This is a genomic window from Paenibacillus sp. J31P13 (assembly GCF_056269295.1).
The window spans coordinates 633,166-647,301 of record NZ_JBWDNR010000001.1; the positions used below are offsets into that span (position 1 = coordinate 633,166).

Here is a 14,136-nt window from a genome sequence, read left to right on the forward strand (position 1 = left end):
CAGGGAGGGAATTTTCGTTGGGTAAGCGTTCTATTAACGGAACTGATTTTGCGGCAATGGCTTTGCTGGGCGCGGATTACTTACAGCGCAATGCAGAGCATGTGAACGCACTGAATGTATTTCCGGTGCCGGATGGCGATACGGGAACAAATATGAATTTGACGATGTCATCTGGTGTGCGTGAGCTTCGAGGCAAACCATCGGAAAGTATCAGCAAGGCAACAGAGGCACTATCTAAAGGTCTTCTTATGGGAGCTAGAGGCAACTCAGGCGTTATTTTGTCTCAGTTGTTTCGAGGCTTCTCTAGGTCGCTGGCTGGTCTTGAAGAGGCAACTGCATCTCAAGTGGCTGCTGCCCTCCAGCATGGCGTAGATATGGCTTACAAAGCCGTGGTAAAGCCTGTAGAGGGTACGATACTTACCGTTGCTAAAGATGCAGCTAAGCATGCTGTACAATATGCTCGCAGAACGAATGATGTGGCTGAGTTGATGCGAGAGGTGCATCAGAAGGCGCATGAATCCTTACAGCGTACGCCAGATCTGCTGCCAGTATTGAAACAGGTTGGCGTTGTGGATTCGGGCGGGCAGGGCCTTGTCTTTATTTATGAAGGCTTCGTTCATAGTCTAACGGAATCCGAAGAAAGTGGTTTTCAAGGTCAGTATGAAATGCCTTCGGAGGCAGCACCACCAGAAGAGGTTGCCGTTCCTAACGCAGCCCCAGCGGTTCGGAAGTTAGAACCGACCTCGGCACAATCCCGCTTATCAACGGAAGCTATTGAGTTTCTTTATGATATGGAATTTTTTATCAATCGCAAGCTAGATGGACATAGCGGAGTGTATTTTGATGAATCCGCTTACAAGAGGGCGCTTGAGAAAGATGGCGACTCTATATTGGTTATAGCGGAAGATGATATTATCAAGGTTCATGTTCATTCACGCAAGCCGGGCGATGTGCTTAGTCTATCCTTGCCTTACGGTGAATTAACCGATATTCATATTCTTAACATGCGTGAGCAGCATCGTGAATTGCTCCAGCATGAGCTTGCAGATGCTACCATTGCAGATTTTGCTGCGGCTGAGCTGCTTGCTGGTCAAGCCGTACAAGACATTTCAACAGATCAAGCGTTTGAATGGGCGCCATACGGTATAATCGCTGTAGCATTAGGCGAAGGGATTTCGGATATTTTCCTTGAAAACGATGTAGACACGGTGCTCTCTGGCGGTCAGACGATGAATCCCAGTACGGAGGATTTCGTGAAGGCGATTGAAGCGTTGTCAGCAGAGCATATTTATATACTCCCGAATAATGGAAATATTATATTGGCGGCAGAGCAGGCTGCGGAGCTTAGCGAACGCAATGTAACTATTATTCCGACTCGTACGATTCCTCAAGGCTTAGCTGCTGTTCTTGCTTTCAAAGAAGAGGAGACGCCTGAGCGCAATGCTGCATGGATGAAGAGTGCAGCGGAACAGGTGCTTTCTGGACAAGTGACGAAGGCTGTACGGGATACGAGCATTGAAGGCGTAGATATCCGTGAGGGCGATTATATCGGCATTAAGGAGAAAACGATCGTTGTATCCAATGCCAGCCTTCTGGAGGCCTGCCAATCCCTTATTTCAAGCATGCTTGAAAGCGGCGGAGATTTATTAACGATTCTGATGGGTGAAGATGCTGAAGACAATGAAACGGCATCGCTTGGCGAATGGATCGCAGAGCAATATCCTGAGCTTGAAATTGAAGTGCAAAACGGTGGACAACCTTTGTATCCATATGTTTTTGCATTAGAGTAGACGGCAATAGATTGAATGTTGGAGGGGATTAATAGTGGGGAAGGTCCGAATAGTTACGGATAGCACGGCAGACATTCCAGCAGAGGTCAGAGCACGGTTAGAGATATCCATGGTGCCTCTTAAAGTGATCTTTGGTGAGGAAACATATATGGATGCCGTGACGATTGAAACCAAGCAATTTTATGAGAAGCTTGCACAATCCTCTTCACTTCCGACGACATCTCAGCCATCGCCGCTGGAGTTCTCGGAAGTGTATGAACGCTTGCTTAGCGAGGACGCGGATTCACCGATTATTTCGATTCATTTATCTGCGGTGTTAAGCGGTACATTTCAATCTGCGTTAATTGCCCAATCGATGCTGGAGCAAGAAGCGGATCTTACGCTTGTCAATTCGAAGTCTGCTTCATATGGCTTTGGTATGCGCGTAGTTAAAGCAGCTGAAATGGCTCAAGCGGGTGAGTCGAAGGAACGGATTCTAGAAGAAATGGATTTTTTAGCTCGAAATACAGAGCTGTATTTTCTTGTCGATTCTCTTGAGTTCTTACAGAAGGGCGGCCGAATTGGCAAAGCCTCTGCACTTATTGGATCTATTTTAAATATAAAGCCGATTTTATCACTGGACAAAGAAGGCGTTGTGCTCGCAGTGGATAAGGTACGAGGCAGTAAAAAAGCAATGACACGAATTGTTGCTATGCTAAAGGAAACATTTGGCGATGAACCAGTAGGCGTTACAATGGCTATGGCAGACCGCAAAGAAACGGCAGAGGAGCTTTATGAGCTTCTTAAAGCGGAGTTCAACATTCAATCTGTTGGCTGGACGACGATCGGATCGGTCATTGGAACGCATACTGGACCAGGCACATCAGCCGTGTTTATGTACAGGATGTGATTGTATGTTGAAATTAGATGAGATTTCTGTTCGGCAAATCAAAGGCGTGAGTGCTCCCAAGGAACAAGAGCTTCACGCCTTTGGCGTGCAAACTGTTGCTGATTTATTGGATTATTTTCCATATCGCTATGAGGATTATCGGATTCGAGAGCTCACTGACGTCAAGGAAGGCGAAAAGGTGACGGTTCTCGGTCATGTTAGAGGGGTTCCTGTACTTCAGCGCTACGGGCGAAGCAAATCAAGGCTTACCTGCAAGGTTGAGGTCGGGCAATGGCTGGTTACGGCTGTCTGGTTCAACCGTCATTTTTTGCAGGATCAGCTTGTGCTTGGACGAGAAATTATGCTGACAGGAAAATGGGAGCAGCAGCGCTTGCAAATAACGGTGTCTGATTCTGAATTTCCGGGCAGTGGAGGCGCAGCAAAGTCGGGAACGCTTCAGCCTGTCTATTCCGTTGGCGGGAGCATCACACAGACATGGATACGCAAGATCATCCGTCAAGCATTAACACAATACGGCACGATGATTGAAGAGATGCTTCCCTATGAGCTTGTGGAACAGCATGATTTGATGGCAAGGCGAGAAGCGGTGCAGCGGATTCATCTGCCTGATGATACAAGAGAGGGACAAGCTGCCCGCAAGCGGCTTGTGTACGAGGAGCTGTTTTTATTCCAACTCAAGCTTCAAGCCTATCGCGCGCTTAATCGCAAGCGTACGCATGGAATTGCACATCCAATCGGCAGTGAAATCATTCGTGATTTTGCCGCAACGCTTCCCTTTGAGCTGACAGATGGGCAGAAGGGCGTTATTAATGAGATCTTGGTCGATATGCGCAGACCTTCTTGCATGAATCGTCTGCTTCAAGGAGACGTAGGATCGGGGAAAACGGTAGTTGCTGCTATTGCGCTTTATGGTGCTGTGAAAACGGGTCATCAAGGTGCACTCATGGTTCCGACTGAAATATTAGCTGACCAGCATATGCGGTCGCTAACGCGGCTGTTTGCAGATATGGGCATTGAGGTCGGTCTATTGACTGGGAGTGTGTCAGAGCGCAAGCGGCGTGATCTGCTTGCAGGTCTACAGATGGGATTGATCGATATTGTTGTAGGAACGCATGCCCTTATTCAGGAGGATGTCTTCTTTCGCAGTCTCGGACTTGTCGTCGTAGATGAGCAGCATCGGTTTGGCGTTAATCAACGAAGCGTATTGCGGCGAAAAGGAATGAATCCTGACGTGCTAACGATGACGGCGACACCGATTCCAAGGACGATGGCTATAACCGCATTTGGGGATATGGACGTATCAACGATACGTGAGCGACCGCATGGGAGAAAGCCGATTAAGACGTATTGGGTGAAGCATGGCATGATGGAGCGTGTGCTTGCTTTTATACGCAAAGAGGTTAGTAAAGGACGTCAAGCTTATATTATTTGTCCGCTCATTGAAGAATCAGAGAAGCTGGACGTTCAAAATGCGATTGATCTCTATGTGCAAACGCAGCAATCCTTCCCAGATCTAAAAGTAGGCTTATTGCATGGCCGGCTTACCTCGTCTGAGAAAGAGTCGGTGATGGGCGAATTCGGAGCGAATGAAACGCAAGTGCTTGTTGCTACTACTGTTGTCGAGGTAGGCGTTGACGTGCCTAATGCGACGCTGATGATCATTATGGATGCAGAGCGATTCGGCTTGTCACAGCTGCATCAGCTTCGCGGCCGGGTTGGTCGGGGTGAGCATCAATCGCATTGCATACTGGTAGCTGATCCGAAATCGGAAACAGGCCGGGAGCGGATGAAGGTTATGACGGATACAGATGACGGCTTTGAAGTGTCAAGACGGGATCTGGAGATACGCGGACCTGGCGACTTCTTTGGCACGAAGCAAAGCGGACTTCCCGAGTTCCGTCTAGCGGATATGGTTGCTGATTATGAGGTGCTGGAGCTTGCACGCGAGGACGCGGCTGAATTAACAGGACGAGATGATTTTTGGAGCAATGAATCCTATGTTAGATTACGGGGCGTGCTGCAAAGTGATCAATATTTTCAAGGGGAACAACTGGACTAGGCAATAATTGCCTCCAATCGGCATATAGTTTAAAGGATAAGATTGCCGGATGGAGGTGTCTAGGCGGTGAGTTACGAAAAGTATGGTATTCGACCGCAGCTGGTCGAGCGTATCAAAGCTAAATTGAAAAATCCTGTTATGAAGGATCGGATTCGCCAATTGCTCGGTAATGTGACGAAGGCTGAATTACAGGAACGGCCAAAGGTTAGACGGCTGGTAAAAGCAGCGGCCGTTATTTTGCAGGAGCAGCTTACGGATACGCAGGAGGACCAAATCGTTGCTTTCGTTATGGGACAAAAAATAGATCCTAACAATACCTTTCATTTGTTAAAGCTGTGGGGAATGTTTCGCTGACCGTTCAAGGTCGGCGATTTTTTTTGTCTGAGCAGACTTTTACTATCAGCGCATCGGTATTACCAGAGCTCCAGTTGATCTGTAGTTGCATAAGGCTCAATCAACGAGGGATCATCGTTGCGAACGGACCCGACTGCTGGTGAGACCGGATAGGCTTCTAGATCATTAAGAGGATATGGTCGAAGCAGCGGTGTCAGCGATTCCAGCTGTGTACGACGATCCAGCCAAAGCTCCTCTTCCTCAGGACGTAATATGACGGGCATTCGATTATGAATGGGAGCAACTAGCGCATTTGGCGTTGTTGTCATTATTGTACAGCTGTTTATTTTGCTGCCGTCAGGTGAAGTCCAGGTTTCATATAGACCAGCCATACTAAACATAGCACGGTCCTTTAGCGCAATTCTCATCGGCTGCTTGCCATGCGCTGTCGTCTTCCACTCATAAAAGCTGTCTGCAGGAATGAGGCAACGCTTGCGGCGAAGCGGGGTACTGAAAGCAGGCTTGCTCGCAGCGGTCTCGGAGCGAGCATTGAGCATCTGAAATCCGATTTTAGGATCGTCTGCCCATGGCGGAATCAGTCCCCATTTTAGCTCACCGAGCCGGTTGGCTTGTCCATCGTTAATGATGGCGAGTACCTGCTGGCTGGGCGCGATGTTATATTTTGGACGGTGAAACGGCACGGTTGTCTCCTCGATCATATATCTAACCATAAGCTCCTCCAGTGTTACGGTAAGCGTATATCTTCCACACATGGCTGCTCGCCCCTCTCTTTATATTTGCTCCTATTATACACCCCAATTTGCAGAGGCGCATCTCGCTGCACACGGTATGGCGAGACGCAGAGTGGAGGATACTGGTTAGTATAGGTTTGAGTGATTATAGTCCTCCGGGCAGGAGATGACGACGTTCGATTAAGGGGTGCTGGTGATGGACAAAAAGGATGGACAGCGCAGGAATAGCCGTTCGTTAGGCGATTGGCTGAAAGGGCTGCTAGCGCTTCCCGGCGCGGCTCTTGCGTATGGGACTGGGAAATGGGGTGCTATGAGCGCATCCCATACGATGATGGCGGAGGCCGTCCCGCTTCAGTTATCAGCTTCCGCAGTGGCAAGACTGACTCTTGCTTGGTCTAAAATTACCCCTTCTGAGGAGGCCATTGATGAGAAATGGAGCGAGGAGGAGCTAGCTCTCATCGAACATATACATGCGGAGACAGTTAGGAGCAATCGCAATAACGTGACGCGTACGGAAGCGTATCGAACGGTGTATTTTCGTACACCGGAGCTGCACTGGGCGCTGCTTGCTCATTTGGTATCGCGCAACGGGGGCTGGAATATGACGGATCTGCAGGGGGAATGGCTGCCGTGGCTGCTCCGCCCGGAGCAGCGTGAGGCCGTGTTCCAGTTTTTGGAGCAGGCTAACGGTTATATTTTTCAAGATGCCTATCCACAGCTGCTGCTGTATGAGCGTAGTTTGCGAGAAGGGAGAAGTCTGTTTCATTTGCTGCCGGCATTTGGCGTATCCCGATTTATGACGCCGGTCTGGAAGCAGTTCTGGCGTGAGCGTGACCCGGTGCCGCTAACGATTGCATTAATTGTCAATGAGCAGCACTACATTGAGAAGAGGATTGTGCAGAAGCCCTATTTCCGCGAAAAGGTGCTTCATACCTTGTTTTTTGGATTGCAATCTCTGCTGCAGCTGAACGGTGTTATTTTTCCATATGGGAACGGGCAAGAAAAAGTAAGGGGCGAGGACAGCGGGGTGCTCAGGCTCTCTGGGCTTATATTGGAGCAGTTCGAGCAGTTGGAGGAGCGAATTGAATTTGGAAAACGATTGTATGCGATGCTCTTCGGTATTCCGCGTGTTTTTGCAGGGGCTAGGGGCTTCGCTGGCGCTGTTAAGCATACCGGTTCACGAGCAGATTATGCGCCGCATTTATTCGCGCGCGTGCGTAAGCAGCCTCCAAAGCGCCTCTATAAAGAGCGGCTGCTCGGGGGGCGGCTTAAGCCTGGCGCGGAGCCGCTTTATAGTCCAGAGCTTGGCGCCGCATGGAGCAACCGCTCCTTAGAGCCCCCGGAGCCTGGCGATTGGTTCCAATCGGCAGAGGAGGTAACGCCATACTTTCAGAAGCTGCCGCTGCCGCGTTCTTTTGAAATTACAAATGAATACGGGCTCATGCTGAACAAAATTGAGCTGGCGGTGCTTGCCATGCAGCGGGATGAGGAATGAGAGACCTCGCTTTATCGGATTGCACAGCGGACAGGGAGGGGAAGAGGCTTGTATTTAAACAGAAAGAATACGACTGCTCATTCCTCGATGTCGGCTCCCTCGATATCGCGTATGGCAAACCATTCGCCATCTACCATAAAACGGCCCTTCATCTGATCGACGCGATCCACGATTCCAATGACGATTAGCTCCTCTGCCGGATGGAACAGGCGAAGCTTAATGGGCAGCCGCTGCTGCAAGGATTCGGTTACGGAATGGGATACCTGTTCCCATTCCTGCTCATCGAGCTCCACGCGCTGTCTTTGCCGCAAGCTTATCTCATGCTCATTAATCGCGACCTTGTGCTCCGGCAGCATCATGCGGCTGGATTCCCAGAGGCCGTTTCCTTCAAGTTTCTTTCTCATTTATAATGTCCTCCAATTTTCTCAGAGCGGTGCAGCGCTTGCCCAGCTGGTGTAATCGAAACCGCTCTTACTATCGTCGCATCCCCGTACTTCTGCTTAATCGCATCAGTTACCCGTTCAAGCGCCATCTTCTTGTCACGCCGTGGATCGAATAAAGAAAGCTGGTATTCGCTATCATCTGAAAATTGCGAAAGACTGACACCGACCTTTCTCACAGGATGACCATCCCAGTGCCGCTGCAGCAGCTCGACCGCCGCCCGGTATACCTGATTGGTAACATTGGACGGATCATCCATCTTCATTTGCCGGTTAAATCCGGTTGGGCGATCATAGTCAGCGCCCATACAGCCGACGGACACGACATGCCCCATGTAGCCTTTGCCTCGGCAGCGCTGGCAGACAAGCTCTGTCAGCTCAAGCAGCACAACCTTGATATCCTCCAGCTTTCCGTAGTCGCGCGGCAGCGTCATCATATGGCCGACAACCTTGGGCGCTACGGCATGCGTGCCTGGTGTCACGGGGCTGTCATCCAGTCCATTGGCAATGCGCCAATACAGCTCGGCATTGATGTCTGAGTTTTTGCCAAACTTGCGGTGCATCATTGGCTTGAGCTTCTCAAGCGGCGTCTCGGCGAGCTTGCCGATCGTCTCTATTCCCATAGCGTTAAAATGACGCGTCATCCGGCTGCCGACCATGAACATTTTGGCGATAGGCAATGTCCAAAGCGTCTCGTGCAGCTTTTCCCTCGTGAGGATGAAAATGCCGTTGTCATTCTTCTTGGCAAAATTATCGCAGGCTGTCTTTGCTAAAATTTTATTTTCCGCAATGCCGAAGCGGGTATAGATACCGAGTTCAGCTTGAACGCGAGTCTGAATGTGATGCGCAAGCTCCTCGGGCGTTCCGTATAAATGCAAGGAGCCCGTTACGTCGAGAAATTGCTCGTCGATGGAATAGGGCTCGACTAGATCGGTGTATGATTGATAAATATTTGTAATTCGCATAGAAATGTCGATGTAGAGCTGCATACGCGGTCTAATAATGACTAAATTTGGACATTTGGCAAGCGAATCACCGAGTCGCTCCGCTGTCGTTACGCCAAAGCTCTTGGCAATTGGACAAGCCGCAAGAATAATACCTGAGCGGCGCTCAGGGTCACCTGCAACGACGAGCGGCAGATCACGATACTCGGGATGCTCCGCCTTCTCCACTGACGCATAAAAGGATTGGCAATCCGCCAGCATAATAACTCTTTGGTTAAGAGACACTGCGGCTCACCAGCTCTGCTGCTAATATATTTGCAATCAAAAAGAGGCGCTGTGCGCCTGAATCCATACAAAAGGCTCTGACGTAACCGTCTCGCACGGATATAACGCGAATCCGCCGTTTAGTGAACTTCCCTTTTTTGCTCAAATAAATGACATCAACGACACAGCCGACCGAACTAAACCATTGTTTCAATGTCATAATGCTTCCCTCCAAGACAAGAACGTTTGTTCTTATTATATACAGAACGCTTGTTCTTATTCCATCTTTTTTTTGTGGTTATTATTTACAGTGGTTAAAGGAGAGAAAAATGAGCTAGTCATTTTAAAGAAGGGTTCGACGGTTGATTCGAGAATACGTATACATAATAAAACAGTACTGCTGGGAGAGAAGAGATATTTTGACAAACGTAACTTATAAGATGCTGACGATGTGCATGGTACAGGATGGAGATAAAGTGCTGCTCATCAATAGGCCAAGTAAATTGGGCTTCCCGGGATATATTGCGCCAGGCGGAAAGGTTGATTTTCCTGAAAGCATTGTGGATGCCGCGATGCGAGAGGTGCGGGAGGAAACAGGTCTTATTGTAAAAGATATTGTCTATAAAGGCTTGGATGAATTTTGTGAACCTAATGAGGGCTTGCGCTATATGGTATTTAATTATTTGGCTACGAGCTTTGAAGGAGAGCTGATCCAGAATCCTCCTGAAGGCGAGCTGCTGTGGGTGGATATAAAGGAAGCGCTTGAGCTGCCGATGCAGGATTGGTTTAAAAGAAGATTTCCGTTGTTTTTTGAGCCGGGAACGTTTGAATTGAGCTTTGTATGGGATGGGAAGCAGGATAAAACCTTGAAGGAAACAGTAAAAAGCTATAACCAAGCAGAGATGATAGGCCATTCTCGGTAAAGGATGTGATGAGATGTACATTCCTAAACATTTTAAAATGGAAGATCAGGCGGAATTATATCAATTTATCGAAGAGAACAGCTTTGCGGTTATGTTCTCCAATCACGAGGGGAGACCCTTTGCTACGCATTTGCCTTTGTTGTTGGATCGAGAAGAAGGATGCCTTTATGGACATTTTGCCAAGCCGAATCCACAGTGGGAGGATATAGAGACGGGGGAGGTGCTGATTGTATTTAATGGCCCTCATACTTACATTTCACCCTCCTGGTACGAGAGCAATAGGGCTGTCCCTACTTGGAATTATGTTGCAGTGCACGCCTATGGAACTGTCGAAATAATGAAGGATCCGAATCCGTTATACAGCACGCTGAGAGAGATGGTTCAAAAATATGAGCGTCCTTCCAGCACCTATAGATTGGATGAGGTGGATGGCGCTTTCATTGAAGGTATGAGCAGGGGAATCATTGGTTTTAAAATAAAGATAACCAGCTTAGAGGGGAAATGGAAGCTGAGTCAAAACCATTCGGAAGAGCGCCGCAACAGGGTCATACAGCAGCTTGTAAATAGTAAGGAGCAAGATGCTCGGGAAATAGCAGAGAGAATGAAAAGAACTCATTTATAAACAATACAGTTTGTATTTATTTCCCATAAATGCTATGGTGTTAGTATTAAACCAACTTAAAAGGTTGGAATTCATACTGCGGAGGGGAAAGCATGTCTAAAATTGCGAAAAACCTTACTGAGCTTATAGGAAACACCCCGCTTTTGGAACTGTCTAATTTTGCAAAGCAGCATAAAGTTGAAGCGAAGCTTATTGCTAAGCTTGAGTATTTTAACCCGGCAGGAAGCGTAAAAGATAGAATTGGCTTTGCTATGATCAAGGATGCTGAGGAACGAGGAATTATTAATCAAAACTCTGTTATTGTGGAGCCTACAAGCGGAAATACAGGAGTTGGTTTGGCTTTTGCAGCCGCTGCTCTTGGATATCGCTTAATTATTACGCTGCCGGAGAGCTTTAGCGTGGAGCGTCGAAAGCTTCTCCTTGCGCTTGGAGCAGAGTTAGTGCTCACACCGGCTGTCGAAGGCATGGCTGGCGCAATCAAGAAAGCAGAGGAAATAGCAGCAGCCACACCTCATTCTTTTGTGCCGCAGCAGTTTAATAATCCAGCCAATCCAGAGGTTCATCGGAAAACAACGGCGGAAGAAATTTGGCGGGACACGGACGGGGAAATCGACTTTTTTATTGCCGGTGTTGGTACAGGCGGAACGGTCTCAGGCGTAGGACAATTGCTTAAAGAAAGAAACCCTTCGGTTAAAATTGTTGCAGTCGAGCCTACCGATTCGCCTGTGCTCTCTGGGGGCAGCAAGGGCGTTCATAAGATTCAAGGAATTGGCGCGGGCTTCGTGCCCGGTAATTTCGATAGATCGGTAGTCGATGAGATTGTACAAGTGAAAAACGAGGATGCCTTCGAAATAGCAAGGCAGCTGGCTAGGAATGAAGGCTTGCTGGTCGGTATCTCATCGGGTGCTGCGGTACATGCGGCGCTACAAATTGCTCGAAGACCGGAAAACAAGGATAAGAAAATCATTATCCTATTGCCGGATACGGGTGAGCGCTACTTATCGACTGCGTTGTATCCTGAAGCTTAGTAGGTGGGGTTTAGGGAGTAGAGAGTAGTGAGTAAAGAGTAAAGAATAGCGTTGTAGGTAGACGGGTGAATTAGTTTCATATTTTAAAGCTAGATGGCATTTATGAAGTGAATTGGGTCTAGTTGTAGAGTTTATGTACGGCGGCGGGTGAATTAGTTTCATATTTTCAAGCTAGATGGCATTTATGAAGTGAATTGGATCAAGTTGTAGGGTTTATTTACAGCGGCGGGTGAATTAGTTTCATATTTTCAAGCTAGATGGCATTTATGAAGTGAATTGGATCAAGTTGTAGGGTTTATTTACAGCGGCAGGGGAATTAGTTTCAAATTATAAAGTTAGATAGCGTTTTCGGTGTGATTTGTGTCAATTAGTGTCATCGTATGAAATTAAACGAGTTGTTGCCGATAGGATGAGCTTGAGTCAGAGCGATTAGTTTCATGACATGACACTAAAGATTGGATGTTGTACGGCAGTAATCGAATAGTTGAAAATATTGAAACTAATACGCCGTTATCGTTCAAGCAAGCTGAGGGAGTTACATCAATGTAATAAAGTTACACCAACGTAATAAATATCACATAGGAAAGGGCAGCCCAGACGCGGGTTGTCCTTTTTTTTGCATAGTCTGCTTGCCTTCATTTCTCCGCTAATCAACAATATGGCCGATCCAACATATTTGATGGATACAGCTTGCTTGACGAGAATACGCGTGAGTGATGCTAATAGGAGTATGAAAAGGGATTAGTTTCATAACATGACACTAAAGATTGGATTTTGTACGGCAGTAATCGATTAGTTGAAAATATTGAAACTAATGCGCCGTTATCGTTCAAGTAAGCTGAGGGAGTTACACCAATGTAATAAAGTTACACCAATGTAATAAAGTTACACCAACGTAATAAATATCACAAAGGAAAGGGCAGCCCTGACGCGGGTTGTCCTTTTTTTGCATAGTCTGCTTGCCCTCATTTCTCCGCTAATCACCGATATGGCTGAGCCAACATATTTTATGGATACAGCTTGCTTGAGGAGGATACGCGTGAGTGATGCTAATAGGAGTATGACAAGCATTATTCTTGTTACCCGCAATAAACTTGACTATACGAAGCGGTGTGTGGAAAGCGTTAAGAGACATACCGAAAAAGGCGATTATGAGCTGATTATTGTAGATAACGGTTCGGCTGATGAGACGGTGGAATGGGCAAAGGATCAAAAAGATATAAAGATTATATCCAATGGATACGATATGGGGTACTCCAAAGCCTGCAATCAGGGAATAGAGATCGCAGCTGGAGAGCTTATTATGCTCCTCGATTACAATATGATTGTTACACCAGGTTGGCTATACGGACTGAAGCGGTGCTTGCTAAGTGAAAGCGGAATTGGCGCAGTCTCGCCTACTACGAATTCAGAAGTCTATTCCACAATAATATCAGCCGCCTATCAAACGATAGAGGAACTCGAGCTGTTTGCATCAGCACTGCATGCGAATCTGGATAAGAGCAAATGGGATGAGCGTATAACGCTCAGTCGCTGCTGCTTGCTCATGAAACGTGAAGCGTATCAGAAAGCAGGGGCTCTCGATGAGAATGCGGCGATTGCTGGGTTTGAAGGTGAGGATTACGGGCTGAGGCTGAGGTTGGCTGGCTATAGGCATATGCTCTGCGGGGATACGTTCATTCATCATTATGGGAGCGAATCCTTTAAATCTGAGCCGGAGCGGCGCCAGAAAAACAAGGAAGACGGCTTTTTAGAGAAGTGGGGTTTTCATCCCTGTCTTGCATCCCCTATAAGAAACGACTTCCACATAGTTATTCAACGGGAATCATATGAGTATAAGCACGAGAACTGCTCCATTATGGAGATTGGCTGCGGCTGCGGAGCCATGCTATTGAAGATGAAAAAGCAATTTCCTGGTGCAAGGTGGTTTGGTGTTGAGCAGAATCAGCTTGCAGCGAGGGTGGCAGAGTCATCAGGCATGAGCGTTGTGTTCCGTTCCACTGAGCAGGAAAGCTGGCGCTTGCCGGATGAGGGGCTAGACGGCATTATGATACACCATACACATGATTACGGGACACCGCAGGAGATGAAAAAACTTATAAGTCTGCTGAAGCCGAGCGGCTGGTTGATCGGCTGCTTTGCGAATCGTTTTTACTATGAAAATATACGAGAATACTTAGACCCTTCCCATACAAAGGCGCTGCAGCTGGCGAAAATGCAGTATACCCTTAAGCAGCTTGAACAATTGTATACAGAGGCGGGTTTCGTTTATATGAAGCTAACATTAGCAGAGTTGAACACAGAAAATGACCAATTAGGGTATATAGAGAAGCTGGAGCAATTAACCGGCGGTGTGATTTCGAAAGAGGAGCTTAGTGCTTCCTATTGTTTAGCTTTTGGCAAAGTTGCTTCTTCCGCTAAGGAGGAAACAGAATTATTAATATCTTCAGAGCATGGGGAGGAACATATAGAGGGGCATAGGGAGGTTCAAAGCTTACTAGTAGAAAATACTGCTGAAGCTTTAATCACAGAAGTATGAAAATGCCGCTTGAATTGGAAATTTGGTAAGCCAATAGATAGTTAGTGATAATGATTTT

13 protein-coding genes are annotated in these 14,136 nt (G+C 47.5%); 9 read left to right on the forward strand and 4 right to left on the reverse strand.

The annotated features are described in order from the left end of the window. The first annotated feature begins 56 nt into the window (after nt 1–56). The 4 genes from AC0YOD_RS02670 to AC0YOD_RS02685 all read left to right on the forward strand — a co-directional run bounded on the left by AC0YOD_RS02670 (nt 57) and on the right by AC0YOD_RS02685 (nt 5,092). The gene (locus AC0YOD_RS02670) at nt 57–1,790 is read left to right on the forward strand and encodes a DAK2 domain-containing protein (protein WP_475798346.1); all 1,734 of its coding nucleotides are present in this window, start codon (nt 57–59) and stop codon (nt 1,788–1,790) included. Between the two features lie 34 nt (nt 1,791–1,824). Beyond that, a complete protein-coding gene (locus AC0YOD_RS02675) occupies nt 1,825–2,679 on the forward strand; it encodes a DegV family protein (protein ID WP_475797693.1) in 855 nt (284 codons plus the stop codon). A 4-nt stretch (nt 2,680–2,683) separates the two neighbouring features. Continuing rightward, a complete protein-coding gene (recG, locus tag AC0YOD_RS02680) occupies nt 2,684–4,738 on the forward strand; it encodes an ATP-dependent DNA helicase RecG (protein WP_475797694.1) in 2,055 nt (684 codons plus the stop codon). Between the two features lie 66 nt (nt 4,739–4,804). Continuing rightward, on the forward strand, nt 4,805–5,092 hold the full coding sequence (locus tag AC0YOD_RS02685; RefSeq protein WP_475797695.1) for a stage VI sporulation protein F: 288 nt from the start codon (nt 4,805–4,807) through the stop codon (nt 5,090–5,092). Nucleotides 5,093–5,151: 59 nt separating this feature from the next. On the opposite strand, the gene AC0YOD_RS02690 is transcribed toward AC0YOD_RS02685, so the two are convergent. Continuing rightward, a complete protein-coding gene (locus AC0YOD_RS02690; protein WP_475797696.1) occupies nt 5,152–5,844 on the reverse strand; it encodes an SOS response-associated peptidase in 693 nt (230 codons plus the stop codon). A 175-nt stretch (nt 5,845–6,019) separates the two neighbouring features. Between AC0YOD_RS02690 and AC0YOD_RS02695 the strand changes: the two genes are divergently transcribed. Next, nucleotides 6,020–7,318, forward strand: a complete 1,299-nt coding sequence (locus tag AC0YOD_RS02695) for a DUF2515 domain-containing protein (RefSeq protein WP_475797697.1) — start codon at nt 6,020–6,022, stop codon at nt 7,316–7,318. A 77-nt stretch (nt 7,319–7,395) separates the two neighbouring features. Here AC0YOD_RS02695 and AC0YOD_RS02700 read toward each other — a convergent pair whose 3' ends face one another. From AC0YOD_RS02700 to AC0YOD_RS02710, 3 genes are read right to left on the reverse strand one after another with little or no spacing between them, the layout of a single operon-like run. After that, nucleotides 7,396–7,722, reverse strand: a complete 327-nt coding sequence (locus AC0YOD_RS02700; protein ID WP_475797698.1) for a YolD-like family protein — start codon at nt 7,720–7,722, stop codon at nt 7,396–7,398. Further along, the gene (locus tag AC0YOD_RS02705) at nt 7,719–8,963 is read right to left on the reverse strand and encodes a DNA polymerase IV (protein ID WP_475798347.1); all 1,245 of its coding nucleotides are present in this window, start codon (nt 8,961–8,963) and stop codon (nt 7,719–7,721) included. The genes AC0YOD_RS02700 and AC0YOD_RS02705 overlap by 4 nt, the downstream gene beginning before the upstream one ends. Before the next feature lie 13 nt (nt 8,964–8,976). Beyond that, complete coding sequence (locus tag AC0YOD_RS02710; RefSeq protein WP_475797699.1) at nt 8,977–9,186, reverse strand: WYL domain-containing protein; 210 nt, start codon at nt 9,184–9,186, stop codon at nt 8,977–8,979. Between the two features lie 220 nt (nt 9,187–9,406). On the opposite strand from AC0YOD_RS02710, the gene AC0YOD_RS02715 reads away from it, so the two are divergent. The 4 genes from AC0YOD_RS02715 (at nt 9,407) to AC0YOD_RS02730 (ending at nt 14,078) form a co-directional block, all read left to right on the forward strand. Next, nucleotides 9,407–9,889, forward strand: a complete 483-nt coding sequence (locus tag AC0YOD_RS02715) for an NUDIX domain-containing protein (protein WP_475798348.1) — start codon at nt 9,407–9,409, stop codon at nt 9,887–9,889. 13 nt (nt 9,890–9,902) lie between these two features. Next, on the forward strand, nt 9,903–10,511 hold the full coding sequence (locus AC0YOD_RS02720; RefSeq protein ID WP_475797700.1) for an FMN-binding negative transcriptional regulator: 609 nt from the start codon (nt 9,903–9,905) through the stop codon (nt 10,509–10,511). A 92-nt stretch (nt 10,512–10,603) separates the two neighbouring features. Continuing rightward, nucleotides 10,604–11,539: a cysteine synthase A gene (gene cysK, locus AC0YOD_RS02725; protein ID WP_475797701.1), complete on the forward strand. Its 936-nt coding sequence runs from the start codon at nt 10,604–10,606 to the stop codon at nt 11,537–11,539. 1,039 nt (nt 11,540–12,578) lie between these two features. Continuing rightward, nucleotides 12,579–14,078 (forward strand): glycosyltransferase, encoded by a 1,500-nt coding sequence (locus AC0YOD_RS02730; protein WP_475797702.1) that lies wholly within the window; start codon nt 12,579–12,581, stop codon nt 14,076–14,078. The last annotated feature ends 58 nt before the right edge of the window (nt 14,079–14,136 follow it).